Consider the following 16,353-nt stretch of genomic DNA (forward strand, 5'->3'; position numbering starts at 1 on the left):
CATGCCCAAAGTCAAAGTCGATGGCGTAGAACTCGAAGTCCCTGCGGGCGCCACGGTCCTGCAGGCGTGCGAGATGGCGGGGAAGGAAATTCCGCGCTTCTGCTATCATGAGCGGCTGTCCATTGCGGGCAATTGCCGCATGTGTCTGGTCGAAGTGAAGCCCGGACCGCCCAAGCCGCAGGCGTCGTGTGCGCTACCCGCAGCCGAAGGGCAGGACATCCGCACTGACAGCGCGATGGTCAAGAAGGCGCGTGAAGGGGTGATGGAGTTTCTGCTCATCAACCACCCGCTCGATTGTCCGATTTGCGATCAGGGTGGCGAATGCGATTTGCAGGACCAGTCGGTTGCCTATGGTCGCGGCGCGTCGCGCTATGACGAGCATAAGCGGGCTGTCACCGAAAAGAATATGGGGCCGATCGTCAAGACGGTCATGACCCGGTGCATTCAATGCACGCGCTGCGTGCGCTTTGCCGAGGAAGTCGCGGGCGTGCCGGAAATCGGCGCGATCTATCGCGGCGAAAATATGCAGATCACCACCTATCTCGAACATGCCGCCAAGAGCGAATTGTCGGGCAATGTGGTCGATCTTTGCCCGGTCGGCGCGCTGACAAGCAAGCCTTATGCGTTCGAAGCGCGTCCGTGGGAATTGAAGAAGACCCATGCGATCGACGTGATGGATGCGGTCGGCACCAACATCCGGCTCGACAGCCGGGGCCGTCAGGTGCTGCGCGCGGTGCCGCGCATCAATGATGACGTGAACGAGGAGTGGGCGTCAGACAAGACCCGGCACAATGTCGATGGTCTGGTGCGCAAGCGGCTCGACAAGCCCTATGTGAGGCTGGATGGCAAGCTGGTTCCGGCGACCTGGAACGATGCATTTGCGGCAATAGCAGCCGTTCGGCATGGCGGCAGTGTCGCGGGCGTAGCGGGTGATCTGCTCGATTGCGAGACGATGTTTGCAGGGCGCGCGCTGGTTGAGAAGCTGGGTGGCACGATGCTGGAAGGCCGTCAGACCGGCCTTGCCTATGACGTGTCGAGCCTGTCGTCGGTGGTGTTCAACACACCGCTGGCGGATCTGGAAACGGCGGATGTCATCCTGCTGGTCGGCACCAATTTGCGCTGGGAAGCGCCGCTGGTGAACACGCGGTTGCGCAAGGCGATCAAGAAGGGCGCGAAGGTCTTTGGCATCGGGCCGGAGTTCGACCTGACGTACAAGGTCGAGTGGCTGGGCAACGATGCCGGGTTACTGGCTAAACTGCCGGAAGCGGTTGTCGAGATGTTCGGCAAGGCCGCGCGGCCAGCGATGATCGTGGGCGGCGGCGTGCTGGCCAAGGATGGTGCGCATGGCGACACGCTGGCGCTGGTCGAGACGCTGGGCCTCATCAAGGATGCCACTTCGACAGGCTCGGGACAGGGCTGGAACGGCTATAACGTCGTACACTTCGCGGCGGCGCGGATGGGCGGCCTGATGCTCGGCTATGCGACGCAGGGCGGGATCAAGGCGGTGGCTGCGGCCAAGCCCAAGCTGCTCTTCTCGCTGGGCGCGGACGAGGTGGATTATTCGGCGTTCGAAGACAGTTTCAAAGTCTATATCGGCCACCATGGCGACAAGGGTGCGCACGCGGCAGACGTGATCCTGCCGGGCGCGAGCTATGCCGAAAAGGCTGGCACCTATGTCAATCTGGAAGGCCGCGTGCAGCGTGGTGAAAAGGCCGTGTTCGCGCCGGGCGACGCCCGCGAGGACTGGTCGATCCTGCGTGCGCTGTCCGATGTTATGGGCGCGAAACTGCCGTTCGATACGTTCGATGCGCTGCGTGCTCAGATGGTGCAGGCCGTACCTGCGCTGGGCGTCGAAGGGCTTGTTCGTTATGGCTGGTCCTTGCCATCGCTGCCGACCGGCGCAAGCGGTGAACTGGGTTCGCCGATCAAGGATTTCTACCTGACCAACGCCATCTGCCGCGCTAGTCCGACGATGCAGCAATGTTCGGCCGAACTGGTCCATGGGGTTGAATTTGCGGAGGCGGCGGAATGATGCAGCGCATCCGTATCCCCGCGCAGGCGGGAACCCAGTCCCGAAGTCTGAACTGGACTCCCGCCTTCGCGGGAGCACGCTGCTCCGTTAACGCTGGGGGCGCCAAGTGACCGCTTTCTTCCAAAATCTGGGTCTCGGCTTCGACGGAGCATGGTTGCTGTCCACCGTGATCGGCATTTTGCTGATCGCTTTGCCGGTCATGCTGGCCGTCGCGATGATCATCTATGCCGATCGCAAGATCTGGGCGGCGATGGCTTTGCGCCGTGGTCCCAATGTGGTCGGTCCGTTCGGCCTGCTTCAGTCTTTTGCTGATGGTTTGAAGGTTTTCCTTCAGGAAACCATTGTCCCGTCGGCGTCGAACAAGGCGCTGTTCCTGATCGCGCCGATCATCACCTTCACAGTGGCGCTGATGGCGTGGGCGGTCATCCCGTTCCAGGTTGGCGTGGTGTTGGCCAACATCAATGTCGGGTTGCTCTACATCCTCGCGATCAGTTCGCTTGGTGTCTATGGCATTATTTTGGCTGGTTGGGCATCCAACTCCAAATATCCCTTCTATTCGGCGATCCGCGCCAGTGCGCAGATGATCAGTTATGAAGTCTCGATCGGCTTCATCATCATCACCGTCGTGCTGTGGGCCGGGTCGTTCAACCTGACCGCGATCGTGGAAAGCCAGAAGGGCTATTATGGCTTTCTGAACGGCAACGGGTTTAATCCCTTGCTCTTCCCGATGGCAATCATGTTCCTGATCTCGGCACTGGCCGAAACCGCGCGCGCGCCGTTCGACCTGACCGAAGCGGAAAGCGAACTGGTCGCGGGTTATCAGACCGAATATTCGTCCATGGCCTTCGCGCTCTATTGGCTGGGCGAATATGCTAACGTCATCCTGATGTGTGCGCTCAATGCGATCCTGTTCTGGGGTGGCTATCTGCCGCCGGTGGACTGGGCGCCGCTCTATTATGTGCCCGGCATCCTCTGGCTGTTCGCCAAAATCCTGTTCTTCTTCTTCGTCTTTTCCTGGGTGAAGGCGACTGTGCCGCGCTACCGTTATGACCAGTTGATGCGTCTGGGCTGGAAGATATTCCTGCCGACCTCGCTCTTCTTCGTCTTCCTGGTATCGGGCTTCCTCATGCTGACGCGCTATGGAGGCGCACAATGAGCCTCGCTTATTATATCAAGAGCTTCACCCTCTGGGAGTTTGTGAAGGCGCATGCGCTGACCTTGAAATATTTTTTCAAGGCCAAGGCGACGATCAACTACCCCTATGAGAAGAACCCGATCTCGCCGCGTTTTCGTGGGGAACATGCGCTGCGTCGCTATCCCAATGGGGAAGAGCGTTGCATTGCGTGCAAGCTGTGCGAGGCGGTATGTCCGGCGCAGGCGATTACAATCGAGGCACAGCCGCGCGAGGATGGCAGCCGCCGCACGACGCGCTACGACATCGACATGACCAAGTGCATCTATTGCGGTTTCTGTCAGGAAGCCTGCCCGGTGGACGCAGTCGTAGAAGGGCCGAATTTCGAGTTTTCGACCGAAACCCGCGAAGAGCTGATCTACGACAAGGCCAAGCTCCTCGAAAATGGTGACAAGTGGGAACGCGCGATTGCCGCGAACCTTGCCGCCGATGCCCCCTATCGTTAAGCCGCGCGCGTCAAAGGGAATATTGCACCTGTGATTCACGTCCTCGCCTTTTACCTGTTCGCCATTTTGGTGGTGTGCAGCGGCGCGCTCACCATATTGTCGCGCAACCCCGTTCATTCGGTGCTGTGGCTGATCCTCGCCTTCTTCAACGCGGCGGGTCTGATGATCCTGCTGGGGGCAGAGTTTATCGCGATGCTGCTCGTCATCGTCTATGTCGGCGCTGTTGCGGTGTTGTTCCTGTTCGTCGTGATGATGCTGGACATCGACTTTGCCGAATTGCGGGCCGGGTTCGTCAGCTATCTGCCGTTCGGGCTGCTGATCGCGCTGGTGCTGCTTGCGGAGATTATCCTGGGCATCGGCCTTTGGAGCGCGGGTCCGATTGAACTGGCACAACGCGCTGCACCGACTGCGCCTGACGTATCGAACATCAAGGCGATCGGGACGCTGCTTTATACGCGCTACATCTTCCTGTTCGAAGCGGCAGGCATCGTCCTGCTGGTGGCGATGATCGGCGCGATCGTCCTGACCCACCGCGCTCGTGGTGGCGTGAAGGGGCAGAATGTGGGCAAGCAGAACCGCCGCCGTCCGCAGGATGCGGTGCGCAACGTCAATCAGCCCGTCGGGCAGGGGGTGGAGCTGTGATCGGCCTGCAACATTATATGGTAGTCAGCGCCATCCTGTTCGTGATGGGGGTGCTGGGCATCTTCATCAATCGCAAGAATGTGATCATCATTCTGATGGCGATCGAACTGATCCTGCTCAGCGTGAACATCAACTTCGTCGCATTCAGCGCCTTTCTAGGCGATCTGGTGGGGCAAGTTTTTTCGATGTTCGTGCTGACCGTCGCGGCGGGTGAAGCGGCCATCGGGCTTGCCATTCTCGTCATTTACTTCCGTGGTCGCGGCACGATCGCCGTTGACGATGTCAACCGGATGAAGGGCTGAGCCTGACCTCATGATCCAGCTTATCGTTCTTCTTCCGCTGCTCGCGGCAGCCATCGCCGGCCTTGGCAACAAGGCGCTGGGCAAGCTGCCTGCGAAGATCATCACGACCGGGGCGCTCTTTGCTGCTTGTGCAATGAGCTGGCCGATCTTCATCAGCTTCCTGACGGGCAGCGCGCAGGCGCATGTCGTGCCGCTGTTCACCTGGATTCAGTCAGGCAGCTTCGACGCTCAGTGGGCCTTGCGGGTCGATGCCATGACGGCCGTCATGCTGGTGGTCATCACCAGCGTGTCGAGCCTCGTCCACCTGTATAGCTGGGGTTATATGGACGAAGAGCCGGATCAGCCGCGCTTCTTCGCCTATCTCTCGCTCTTCACCTTCGCGATGCTGATGCTCGTGACGGCGAACAACCTGCTGCAGATGTTCTTCGGCTGGGAAGGGGTGGGGCTTGCCTCCTACCTGCTCATCGGTTTCTGGTTCCGCAAGCCCAGCGCCAATGCCGCCGCGATCAAGGCGTTCGTCGTCAATCGCGTCGGCGACCTTGGCTTCATGATGGGGATTTTTGGCACCTATCTGGTGTTCAATACCATCTCGATCCCAGAAATTCTGGCCGCTGCGCCGTCGATGGCGGGTTCGACCATCGGTTTTCTGGGTCACCGCTTCGACACGATGACGGTGCTTTGTTTACTGCTGTTCGTCGGCGCGATGGGCAAGTCGGCGCAGTTGGGCCTGCATACTTGGTTGCCTGACGCGATGGAGGGGCCGACGCCTGTGTCGGCGCTGATCCACGCGGCGACCATGGTGACGGCGGGTGTGTTCATGGTGTGCCGCCTGTCGCCGATGTTCGAAACGTCGGCAACGGCGCTGACAGTCGTCACCTATGTGGGCGCGGCTACCTGCCTGTTCGCAGCGACGGTCGGCACGGTGCAGACGGACATCAAACGCGTCATCGCCTATTCGACCTGTTCGCAGCTGGGCTATATGTTCTTTGCAGCAGGCGTGGGCGCTTACGGTGCGGCGATGTTCCATCTGTTCACGCATGCTTTCTTCAAGGCGCTGTTGTTCCTGGGGGCGGGTTCGGTCATCCATGCGATGCACCATGAGCAGGACATGCGCTATTATGGCGGCCTGCGTAAAAGCATCCCGATCACCTTCTGGACGATGACGCTGGGGACGCTGGCGATCACCGGCGTCGGCCTGCCGATCGTGGGCATTGGCTTTGCCGGTTTCTATTCGAAGGACGGCATCCTGGAGGCGGCCTATGCCGCTGGCGGAGCCGGGACCGGTGCGTTCATCGTCGGCGTCTTCGCCGCGCTGCTGACCAGCTTCTACAGCTGGCGTCTGGTCTTCCTGACCTTTTTCGGCAAGCCCCGCTGGGCCGCGTCGGAGCATATCCAGCATGCGTTGCACGATGCACATGGGCATGACGATCATGCTCATGATACACCGGCGCAGGAAGATGCGGGCCATGAACCGCACGCCCATGCCCATGACGCGCATGGCCATGATGACCATCATCATGCGCCAGCGACCGGCGATGGCGGCTATCATCCACATGAAAGCCCGTGGGTGATGCTGGTCCCGCTGGTGATCCTGAGCCTGGGCGCGGTATTTGCTGGCTTCGTCTTCCACGACCAGTTTATCGGTCCCGAAGGCGGTATTGCATTTTGGAACGGTGCGCTCGCGTTCGACAGCCATCTGATGCATGCTGCGCATGAAGTGCCGACATGGGTCAAGTTCGCGCCGTTCACGGTGATGCTGACCGGGTTGCTGATCGCTTATCTGAGCTATCTCAGAAATACCGACTGGCCGCAGCGGTTCGTGGCGACCTTTGGCGCGCTCTACACCTTCCTGCTCAACAAATGGTATTTCGACGAACTGTATAACGTCCTGTTCGTGAAGCCTGCCTTTGCCATCGGTCGCTTCTTCTGGAAGTTCGGCGATGTCGGCCTGATCGACCGGTTCGGCCCCAACGGGCTGGCAGCGCTGGTCGTGCAGGGCAATAAAGTGACGCGTCGGCTTCAGTCCGGCTACCTCTACACCTACGCGCTGGTGATGCTGATCGGCCTCGCCGCTGCCGCAACCTGGGCGATGACACGATAATGGACGGCTTCCCCATCCTTTCCCTGATGATGGCAGTGCCGATGGCCGGGGCCATCGCCTGTCTGTTTGCGGGCGCGAACAATGCGCGCTGGATCGCGCTGATCGCCACGCTGGTGGATTTCGTTCTGGGCGTCGTCCTGTGGATGAATTTCGACCAGTCCGGCACAGGCGCGCAGTGGCAGTTTCAGGAATATGCGCCGGTGTTCGGTCGCTTCGCCTGGGCGCTGGGTATCGACGGCATCGCGTTGATGCTGATCGTTCTGACCGTGTTCCTGATGCCGATCTGCATTGGTGCCAGCTGGAACGCGATCGAAAAGCGCGTCGGCGAATATATGGCGGCGTTCCTGTTCATGGAGGTGCTGATGATCGGCGTCTTCACCGCGCAGGATCTCTACCTCTTCTACATCATGTTCGAAGCCGGTCTCATCCCGATGTATCTGATCATCGGCATCTGGGGCGGCGCGGATCGCATTTATGCCAGCTATAAATTCTTCCTCTACACATTGTTCGGCTCGGTCCTGATGCTGATCGCGATGATGTGGATGGTGCATGAAGCGGGCACGACGCAGATTCCCGTCTTGATGGCGTATAATTTCCCGCCGCATGCGCAGACATGGCTGTTCCTCGCCTTCTTCGCCAGCTTCGCTGTTAAGATGCCGATGTGGCCGGTCCACACCTGGTTGCCTGACGCGCATGTCCAGGCGCCGACCGCAGGGTCAGTCATTCTTGCGGGCGTGCTGCTTAAAATGGGCGGTTACGGGTTCATCCGCTTTTCGCTGCCAATGTTCCCCGAAGCGTCCGCGCAGCTTGCGCCGCTGGTCTGGGGACTGTCGATGGTCGCGGTCGTCTATACCAGCCTCGTCGCGCTGGTGCAGTCGGACATGAAGAAGCTGATCGCCTATTCGTCCGTCGCGCACATGGCGATCGTCACTATCGGCCTGTTTGCCTTCAACCAGGCGGGTATTGAGGGCGCTATGATGGTCATGCTGGGCCATGGTCTGGTCGCGGGCGCTTTGTTCCTGTGCGTCGGCGTCGTCTATGACCGGCTGCATACGCGTGAGATTGCACGCTATGGTGGCCTGTCGATCAACATGCCCAAATATGCCGTGCTGTTCCTGTTCTTCACCATGGCCGCCGTCGGCCTGCCGGGCACGTCCAATTTCGTGTGTGAGTTCCTCTCGCTTATGGGCGTGTATCAGGCGTCGAGCTGGGTCGCGCTGGTCTGCACTACGGGCATCATCCTGGGCGCGGCCTACATGCTCTACCTCTATCGCCGGATCTGCTATGGTGAGCAGGTCAATGCTGATGCCGCTGCCATGCCAGACCTGTCGATGCGGGAATTCTGGCTGATGGCACCCATCGCGGCGGTGGTACTGTGGATGGGCGTCTATCCCGAAAGTTTCCTGTCGCCGATGCGTCCTGACATTCGCGCGCTTGAAGCGCGCCTCGCGCCCGCTGCACCGGGCGGCGATTCCAAGATTAAAATGGGTGCGCCCAAGCCAGTGAGTGAGGGCCATCATGAAGAAGTTCCGGCGCACGGGGGAGCGCACTGATGATTGAATCCGCTTCCCTCATGGCCGTCCTGCCCGAGCTGGTTCTCACGGCAGGCGGATTGATCCTGATGCTCGTCGCGGCGTTTGGCGGTGATGGTACATCCCGCATGGTCAACTGGCTGGCTGTCCTGACGCTCGGCTTGGCTGGCCTTTCGCTGTCCACCTCGCTGGCTTATGGTCCCGTTGCCTTTGATGGTCTCGTCCGCGCCGATGCTTTCTCGGTTTACGCCAAGGCATTAATTTACGCCGCTGCGGGTGCAGCAATCCTGCTCGCCCCGCGCTTCTTTTCCACAGATGGCGCGGAGCGGCCTGAATATCCGGTTCTGATCCTGTTCAGCAGCATCGGCATGGGCATGATGGTGTCGGCGGGCGACATGCTGACGTTGTATGTCGGGCTGGAGATGCAGAGCCTGGCCGCTTATGTACTGGCCAGCTTCATGCGGCAGGATGGGCGCTCGTCCGAGGCAGGCCTGAAATATTTCGTGCTGGGTTCGCTGGCGAGTGGCATCCTGCTCTACGGCATTTCCCTGCTCTACGGCTTCACCGGCAGCACCGCGTTCGACGGCATCGCCGTGGCGATGGGCGATGGCGTGTCAAAGGGCGAGCTGTTCGGCCTGGTATTTGTGCTGGCGGGCCTTGCTTTCAAGATCAGCGCCGTGCCGTTCCATATGTGGACGCCCGACGTCTATGAAGGCGCGCCAACGCCGGTCGCCACCTTCTTCGGCAGCGCGCCCAAGGTTGCAGCCATGGGCCTGACCGTGCGTGTTGCGATCGAGGCATTGGGGCCAGCGGGTCTGGACTGGCAGCAGATCGTGATCTTCGTGGCGCTTGCCTCGATTATTTTCGGCGCGGTCGCGGCGATCGGCCAGACTAACATCAAGCGCCTGATGGCCTATTCCTCGATCAACAATGTCGGCTTTGCGCTGATCGGCCTCGCCTGCGGCACACCTGCTGGTGTGGCTGCGACGATGAGCTACATGGCGATCTATGTTGTCATGACCATCGGTGCGTTCGCCTGTATCCTGCAAATGCGCGACGCGGACGGTAAGCCAGTCGAGAGCATCGCCAGCCTGGCTGGCCTGTCGCAATCGCGTAAGGGTCTGGCTGCCGGTTTCGCGATCTTCATGTTCTCGATGGCTGGCATCCCGCCGCTGTTCGGCTTCTGGGCCAAGTTCCTAGTGTTCGATGCGGCGGTGGCGTCCGGCCTCACGGCATTGGCAGCGGTGGGTATAGCCGCTTCGGTGATAGGCGCTTTCTATTACCTCAAGATCATCAAGACGATCTACTTCGACGAGCCAACCGCCGCCTATGAGGCGAAAGGCGGGGCTGTGGAAAATATCATCCTGACCGCATGCGCCGTCGTGATCGTGGTGGGTTATCTGCTCAATCCGTTGTTGGACAAGGCCAGCGCCGCCGCTGCGGCGTCGCTCTTCTGACATTGATCCGCTTTGTCGCGGAAACCGGGTCGACCAATGCCGACATGTTGGCGTTGGTGGATCAGGGCGCGCCCGAAGGCTGCTGGTTGCGTGCGGGACGGCAAAGCGGCGGCAGGGGGCGCTTGGGCCGAAGCTGGGACAGCCCGGTCGGCAATCTCTATTGCTCAACCTTCGTGCTGCTGAGTCAGGGCGATCCACTGGCGCATACTCTGGCACTGGTTGCGGCCAATGCTGTCCATGCCCTTGTCGCGCCACTTTGCGCGGGACGAGCGCAGATCAAATGGCCCAATGACATATTGGTCGATGGCGCGAAGATCGCCGGTATCCTGCTGGAGCGGACGGGCAATGCGATCGTCGTGGGGATCGGTATCAACGTGACCGATCATCCGACGGGTCTCGATCGGCCCGTCACCAGCCTCGCCGCTCAGGGGGCGACCAATGCGGAAGCGGGCACGCTGCTGGAGAGACTAGCGCAGCTTTTCGCGCACTGGTTATCGATATGGCGCGCGCAGGGGCTGGACCCGGTACGGACGCACTGGTTGCTGAACGCGCACTCGCCCGGCACAGCGATGCGGGTCGCACAATCCGATGGCGGCGTGGTTGAGGGTGCATTCGATACGCTGGACGCGCAGGGCATGTTGATCCTGCGCTTGGCGAATGGCGACAAGCATGTCATTCACGCCGGCGACATCCACCTGCTCTAACCATTTCGGGGATCGGCCATGCTTCTCGCGATCGACGCGGGCAATACCAATGTGGTTTTCGCGCTGCTGGACGGCCGGGATATCTGTGCGCGCTGGCGCATTGCTACTGACCCGCGCCGCACGGCCGATGAATATGCTGTCTGGCTGAACCAGTTGTTGATGCTTGAAGGCTATAAGATCGCTGACGTCAATGCGGTTATCATCGCGACGGTCGTGCCCCGTGCGCTGCACAATCTGCAGGTGTTGTCCGAGAAATATTTCAAGACGACCCCGCTGGTTGCCGGTCAGGGTAGCGTGGAATGGGGTATCGAACTGGACGTGGCGGAGCCGGGGTCGGTGGGGGCGGATCGGGTTGTAAACGCGATCGCGGCGCACCATCTGTATACCGGCGATTTAATCATCATCGATTTTGGCACTGCGACGACGTTCGACGTTGTCGATTATAGCGGTGCTTACAAGGGCGGGATCATCGCGCCAGGCATCAATCTGTCATTGGACGCTTTGGTTGCGGCGGCGGCGAAATTGCCCAAGATCGCTATTACCGCGCCCGAAACCCGATCGGTCATCGGGCGCACGACCGAAGCACAGATGCACATCGGCGTTTTTTGGGGCTATGTAGCCATGATGGAGGGGCTGGTCGCCCGTATGAGGGCGGAAATCGGCCGACCGACCAGAGTGATTTCGACGGGGGGCTTAGCGGTCCTCTTCAACGACAACAGCGATATTTTCGATGCAATCGCGCCAGACTTGACGGTTCAAGGCCTCGCGCTGCTGCACGAGCGGAGTATGAAGACATAATGAAACCTAAAGATGAGCTGCTCTTCCTGGCCCTTGGTGGGTCGGGGGAGATCGGCATGAATGTCAATCTCTATGGTTGCCAGGGCAAGTGGGTGATGGTCGATCTGGGCCTGACCTTTGCCGATTCCAATTATCCGGGCGTGGAACTGATCCTGCCTGACCTGAGCTTTATCGAGGATCGTCGGGACGATCTGTTGGGTATCGTGCTGACGCACGGGCATGAAGACCATATCGGCGCCATTCCCTATCTGGCCGCCGACCTTGGTGTGCCGCTCTACGCGACGCCTTTCACTGCCGGGTTGATCCGACTGAAGCTGGAAGAGGAGGGGCTGTCGAAGACGGTCAAGCTCCATGTCATCCAGAATGAAGGCAGCTTCAATCTGGGGCCGTTTGGCTTCCGTTACGTGCCGCTGGCGCATTCGATTCCCGAAGGCAATGGGCTGGTCATCGACACGCCGCACGGGCGTATATTCCATACTGGTGACTGGAAGCTGGACGACCAACCCCTACTGGGCAAGCCATCGACGCCTGCGGAACTGACCGCGATCGGTGACGAAGGCGTTCTGGCGCTGGTGTGCGATAGTACCAACGTATTCAACGACAAGGCCAGCGGGTCCGAAGGAGCCGTGCGCGAGGGGTTGATGCAGACCGTCGCAGCAGCGAAAGGCCGCGTGCTGGTCACGACCTTTGCGTCCAACGCGGCGCGCGTTCAGACACTGGGCGAAGTCGCAGCAGCCTGTGGGCGCAAAGTGTGCGTCGCCGGGCGTTCGCTGGATCGCATTATCACGACCGCCAAGGCGGCGGGTTATCTCAAGGACTTTCCGCCAACGGTCGATTGGGACGATGTCATGTCGTTGCCGCGCGACGAGGTGATGATCATCGCCACGGGCGGGCAGGGCGAAGCGCGGGCCGCACTTGCGCGCGTGGCTTTCGACAGTCATCCTATCAAGCTGGCGGAGGGCGACACGGTCGTTTTCTCGTCCAAGCAGATCCCCGGCAATGAAATTGCCATTGGTCGCATCCAGAATGCGCTGGCGATGAAGAACATCCTGATGGTGACCGATCGTCAGGCGGAAGTGCATGTGTCCGGCCATCCGGGGCGGCCCGAACTGGAAGCGATGTATCGCTGGATACGACCTGAAATCCTGCTGCCAGTCCATGGCGAGCGGCGACATATGGCGGAACAGGCGCGACTGGGCATCACCAGCGGTATTCGCCATGCCGTAGTCCAGTCGAACGGTGACCTGCTGCGGTTGGCGCCCGGCGCGCCGCAGATCATCGGCAAGCAGGATGTGGGCAGACTGGTGCTGGATGGCGACGTCATCTTGCCTGCCGACGGCGCCACTATCAACGAGCGGCGCAAGCTGGGCCTGCATGGTCAGATCAGCGTCGCCGTGGCGTTGGACCGCAAGGGCAAGCTGATAGGCTCGCCGACGCTGCGCACGCAGGGCGTTCCAGTCGAGGAAGATAAGGCAGCGTTCCTGAAGGAAGCAGCCGATGAAGTCGCGACCGTCCTGCCCAAGGGATCGCAGGAAGAAGACGCCCTGCGTGAACGCGTTCGCCTGGCCGTGCGCCGTGTCGCGACCCGCTGGACGGGCAAGAAGCCGATAGTGGACGTTCTGCTTATTCGGGCGTAATCTGGGGCTATGAACCTCTACGCGATCTTTGCCATCTATGTGCTGTTCTGGGTGATCAGCGCATTCGTCATGCTGCCCTTCGGCATCCGCACACCCGATGAAACGGGCGAAGTGCTGATCCGGGGGCAGGCGGATAGCGCGCCCAGCAACTTCCGACCGGGCATGGTCGCATTACGCGCTACGCTGATGTCGGCTGTCCTGTTCGGGCTATATTATGCCAATTATGTGCAGGGTTGGGTGACGATAGACATGCTGCCGGGCTTTCATGCAGGGCGGTAAGCGGGGATCAGAGTGATTTAAGCCGGTTTGGATAATGCGCATTCGCAGGGCTTCGATACTGTAGTCGGGCGATCCACTCGCCTGTGACGAGCCGCCGATATTCAGCCGTTGCCTTCGCCCGGTCATGCTTCATGCTGTCGTTGTTCTCAACGAGTGTGAGCCATGGCTGTGTGGGACATATCTGCCGATTATACGGGGGATCATGTTGTCCTGACGAAAGGCACGGCCGAAAGCGATCAGGCATCCACGAGAGTGCGATCGAAAAATAGCCAGCCGGTCAGTTCGCAGGGCACTTCCCAATTGTCGATAGTCTGGGCTGCAAAGGCACGCATATCGACCTATGGCAAGGCTGCGCCAGTTTCCGCTCGTTCCTGTGCGACTATCCGCCTACCGACTCCGCATCGCGGCATAGCCGCGCCGCTTTAGTTCAGCCAACATGGCGGACTTTCCGCCGCCCGAGCAACCGGACAGGATGACGGAATTGTCCTGCTCAATCCAACCCGGCCGCGCCTACTGACGCAGCCGCTCGATCGCCTGTGCCAATGCGACATAGAGTTTGCCCATGTCGGACGACAGGATAGCGACACCCAGTGCGTTGCCGTCCCGCGCCGACAGGATGATCCGTAACATCCCTTCGAAATCATGGATGTAGCGGTTTACATGATCGCGGAACTCCGCATCATTATCATAGTGAAGCGCGATTTCGCGCGACTCGCCCGCGTCCAGCAGTTTCACGGCCCGGCGCGTGAAGACACCCCGATCGCCCTTCAGATAGGCCGACCACGCCGAATCCGTAACATCGTTCGACAGGATTTTGGTGACATCGATGGCGGTGCTGTTGAGGGATTCGATCAACAGAGCGGAGCGGCGGGCAAAATGGTCCCGGTCGCGGGTTTCGGACGCGCGTTCCGCTTCCTCGATCCGCTGTTCCACGCTGGCGCTGGTATCGGCGATCGTCAGCAATTGGCGAGTAAGGCGCTCGGACGCGTGATGCGCGGCCTTCACCGCTTCTTCTGCGACTTGGGCGACATGTTCGATCTGCGCCGTGACGCGCTCGCCTATCACCGTCTCCATGGCCTTGTCGCTGGCAAGAGCCAATGCTTGCGCTGCTTCGGGAATGGCGCGCGCCAGTGCCTGCCGCGCGCGTTCGGCGGCCTGATCGGCGGTATCCTTGACCCGCAGGAGCGCAGTGACGAGCAACGGTCCCGCGCCTTCGGTAATGCGCGTAGCGTCCTGATGCGCGCCATCCAGAGCGGTGCGCAGCCGATCGACCAATGCGCGATTGGCCTCCAGCCCGCCTTGCGTGCTTTCAAGCCATTCGGTCAGGCGGCTTCCCTGTCCGCGTAACAGTTCTTCCGCTTCCTCGGCCCGACCCACCAAGGCCTGAGAAATCGCCTCCAGCCGCTCCATTTCAGGGGTCGCGCCACCCAAAAGCGCGCGGCTCTGTTCCATCCGTGCATCGAATCGATCGAGCGCGCCGGGATAGGTTTCATCCAGTTCGCGCACGCTTGAATCGAGCGCGACGAGCAGCGTTTCGGCGCAGCCAATCAGCTTTTCAGCCGTAATCCCGCCCGCCGAAAGTGCGCTGTCGATACGTTGCGTCTCGTCTGTCAGCCGGACCAGCGCCTGCGCCAGCCTTTCGCTGCGCGCGAGGGCATTATCCTCCAGGGTGGCAAAGCGGCCTTCGGTCGAAGCGATTGTGTCGTTAAGATTGGTGTGCAGGCTGGATAGCAGCGTGCGCTGTCCTTCGACCATATGGTCGATCTGGTGCAGTCGGTTTTCGACATCGCCGATCGTATCGACAAGGCCGGCCACGGTTTCGGACCCGATGGCGTCCAGCGCTGAGCGCGATCGTTCGATCAACGCATCCAGAGTGGCCGACTGGCCCGTCAGCCCGGCATCAGCCAGGGCAAGCGCCTGCTGCGCGCGATCCAGCGCAGCGGCCAATCGACCGCGCAGGTCGCCCTCCATGGCGTCCATGTCCCGCGCGAATGTCGATAGCGTATTTTCACTGGCCCTGCCGATCCCTGCCTGTGCAGCGGCAACCAGTGCTTCAAGCGATTCGGCGCGGCGGTTAAGCCCGTCGTCAGTCGTAGCCAGCGTTGCGCGCACATTGGCCAGCGCACTGTCCAATCGATCGCGTAGAATTGCCTGCGCCGAATCAAGATCGCGCATCAACGTGGTACGCATCGTTTCGCTGGCGGTCGCGATGCCGCCTTCCGCCGCATCGACCAGTGCCGTTAGGGCAGAGGATTGTGCGTCCAGATCCCGCCGGGTGCGATCCATCGCCTGCCGCGCGCCCAGCGTCGTCGCCTCGATCCGGCTTGCGGCCAGATCTGCCAGACCAGTCACTTCCTCGCTCGCGGCCCGTGTGGATTCCTGAAGCTGATTAAGTTGCCCCGACAGGCTCTTGGTAGCCGAAAGCGTGCGTGCGCGTGCATCGTCGGATAATTCGGCCAGCGCATGCAGTCTGGCTTCGAGCGTATCGATCCGTTCGGCAAGAGCGTGGCCGTTATCCATGATCTGCGCCGCCATGCGGCCCGTCTTGTCCTCCAGTTCCGGGATGGATGCGATCAGCATCTCCATCCGCGCAAGCATCGCAGCGCCCGCGCGTTCGGCGGCCTCTGCCCGATCAGACGTCGTCTGAGACCGGGCAGCGATGAGTTCGGCGGATGCTTCCATATTACTGCTGGCTGCCGCGCCATAGCTGTCGAGCAATTCCGCCTGATCGTGCATCGTTTGACGCGCGGCTTCCAACTGGTCGGCAATTCGGCCAAGTCGCCGTTCCAGATGGTCAGCCTCCGTCCGAAGGGCGTGAGCAGTATCGAGATAGCGCCGCGATTCGCTGCGGCTGTTGCGCATGAGCAAAAGATAGGCGACGCCCAACAGTGTCGGCGGAATGGCCAGTGTCGCGAGCGCATTGGCCCACAGGGATGGGGTAGCCAGATCGCCCGATGTGGCGATAGCCCAACCGGCAAAACCGACCCAGGCAACCGCGAGCAGGCCAAGCAGCAGCCTGATGCGTGTGATCCAGCCATCGCCGGTTCCGACATGCGGATCGTCCTCTGGATCGTCACTCATAACTGTGTGATCCAGAAGCAGAATATCATCCGCCTGTGGATCATCATGAGTCGCGATGTCGGTGTTACGCCAAAATTCGGCGATTGTGCTGCCCCCTGTCATGGCGCGCATCCTAGCAGCTTTTGCGCGGGCGGAAATGCCTGTTACGAA

13 protein-coding genes are annotated in these 16,353 nt (G+C 60.7%); 12 read left to right on the forward strand and 1 reads right to left on the reverse strand.

The window, feature by feature from the left end; translation table 11 throughout:
• The first annotated feature begins 1 nt into the window (after nt 1).
• From nuoG to WA070_RS20235, 12 genes are all read left to right on the forward strand, one after another.
• Nucleotides 2-2,032: an NADH-quinone oxidoreductase subunit NuoG gene (nuoG, locus tag WA070_RS20180; protein WP_422635707.1), complete on the forward strand. Its 2,031-nt coding sequence runs from the start codon at nt 2-4 to the stop codon at nt 2,030-2,032.
• A 106-nt stretch (nt 2,033-2,138) separates the two neighbouring features.
• Nucleotides 2,139-3,188 (forward strand): NADH-quinone oxidoreductase subunit NuoH, encoded by a 1,050-nt coding sequence (nuoH, locus tag WA070_RS20185; protein ID WP_422635708.1) that lies wholly within the window; start codon nt 2,139-2,141, stop codon nt 3,186-3,188.
• Nucleotides 3,185-3,670 (forward strand): NADH-quinone oxidoreductase subunit NuoI, encoded by a 486-nt coding sequence (nuoI, locus tag WA070_RS20190; protein WP_422635709.1) that lies wholly within the window; start codon nt 3,185-3,187, stop codon nt 3,668-3,670. Before nuoH ends, nuoI begins: the two co-directional genes overlap by 4 nt.
• A 30-nt stretch (nt 3,671-3,700) precedes the next feature.
• Nucleotides 3,701-4,312: an NADH-quinone oxidoreductase subunit J gene (locus WA070_RS20195; protein ID WP_422635710.1), complete on the forward strand. Its 612-nt coding sequence runs from the start codon at nt 3,701-3,703 to the stop codon at nt 4,310-4,312.
• Nucleotides 4,309-4,614 carry an NADH-quinone oxidoreductase subunit NuoK gene (nuoK, locus tag WA070_RS20200; RefSeq protein ID WP_021247120.1) on the forward strand — a complete coding sequence of 102 codons (306 nt, stop codon included), beginning with the start codon at nt 4,309-4,311 and terminating at the stop codon, nt 4,612-4,614. The genes WA070_RS20195 and nuoK overlap by 4 nt, the downstream gene beginning before the upstream one ends.
• 10 nt (nt 4,615-4,624) lie before the next feature.
• Nucleotides 4,625-6,715: an NADH-quinone oxidoreductase subunit L gene (nuoL, locus tag WA070_RS20205; RefSeq protein WP_422635711.1), complete on the forward strand. Its 2,091-nt coding sequence runs from the start codon at nt 4,625-4,627 to the stop codon at nt 6,713-6,715.
• Nucleotides 6,715-8,268, forward strand: a complete 1,554-nt coding sequence (locus WA070_RS20210; protein ID WP_422635712.1) for an NADH-quinone oxidoreductase subunit M — start codon at nt 6,715-6,717, stop codon at nt 8,266-8,268. The genes nuoL and WA070_RS20210 overlap by 1 nt, the downstream gene beginning before the upstream one ends.
• A complete protein-coding gene (nuoN, locus tag WA070_RS20215; protein WP_422635713.1) occupies nt 8,268-9,704 on the forward strand; it encodes an NADH-quinone oxidoreductase subunit NuoN in 1,437 nt (478 codons plus the stop codon). The genes WA070_RS20210 and nuoN overlap by 1 nt, the downstream gene beginning before the upstream one ends.
• A gap of 2 nt (nt 9,705-9,706) precedes the next feature.
• Entirely contained in the window at nt 9,707-10,408 is a 702-nt protein-coding gene (locus WA070_RS20220; protein WP_422635714.1) for a biotin--[acetyl-CoA-carboxylase] ligase, read from the forward strand.
• 18 nt (nt 10,409-10,426) lie between these two features.
• Nucleotides 10,427-11,206, forward strand: coding sequence for a type III pantothenate kinase (locus tag WA070_RS20225; protein WP_422635715.1), 780 nt, complete (start codon nt 10,427-10,429; stop codon nt 11,204-11,206).
• Nucleotides 11,206-12,843, forward strand: a complete 1,638-nt coding sequence (locus WA070_RS20230) for a ribonuclease J (protein WP_422635716.1) — start codon at nt 11,206-11,208, stop codon at nt 12,841-12,843. The genes WA070_RS20225 and WA070_RS20230 overlap by 1 nt, the downstream gene beginning before the upstream one ends.
• A gap of 9 nt (nt 12,844-12,852) precedes the next feature.
• Entirely contained in the window at nt 12,853-13,122 is a 270-nt protein-coding gene (locus WA070_RS20235) for a DUF1467 family protein (RefSeq protein WP_422635717.1), read from the forward strand.
• A gap of 510 nt (nt 13,123-13,632) precedes the next feature.
• Here the strand turns inward: WA070_RS20235 and WA070_RS20240 are convergent.
• Entirely contained in the window at nt 13,633-16,305 is a 2,673-nt protein-coding gene (locus WA070_RS20240; protein WP_422635718.1) for a hypothetical protein, read from the reverse strand.
• Between the last annotated feature and the right edge of the window lie 48 nt (nt 16,306-16,353).

Source organism: Sphingobium sp. (assembly GCF_049304695.1).
In the GTDB taxonomy this organism is placed as follows: Bacteria; Pseudomonadota; Alphaproteobacteria; order Sphingomonadales; family Sphingomonadaceae; genus Sphingobium.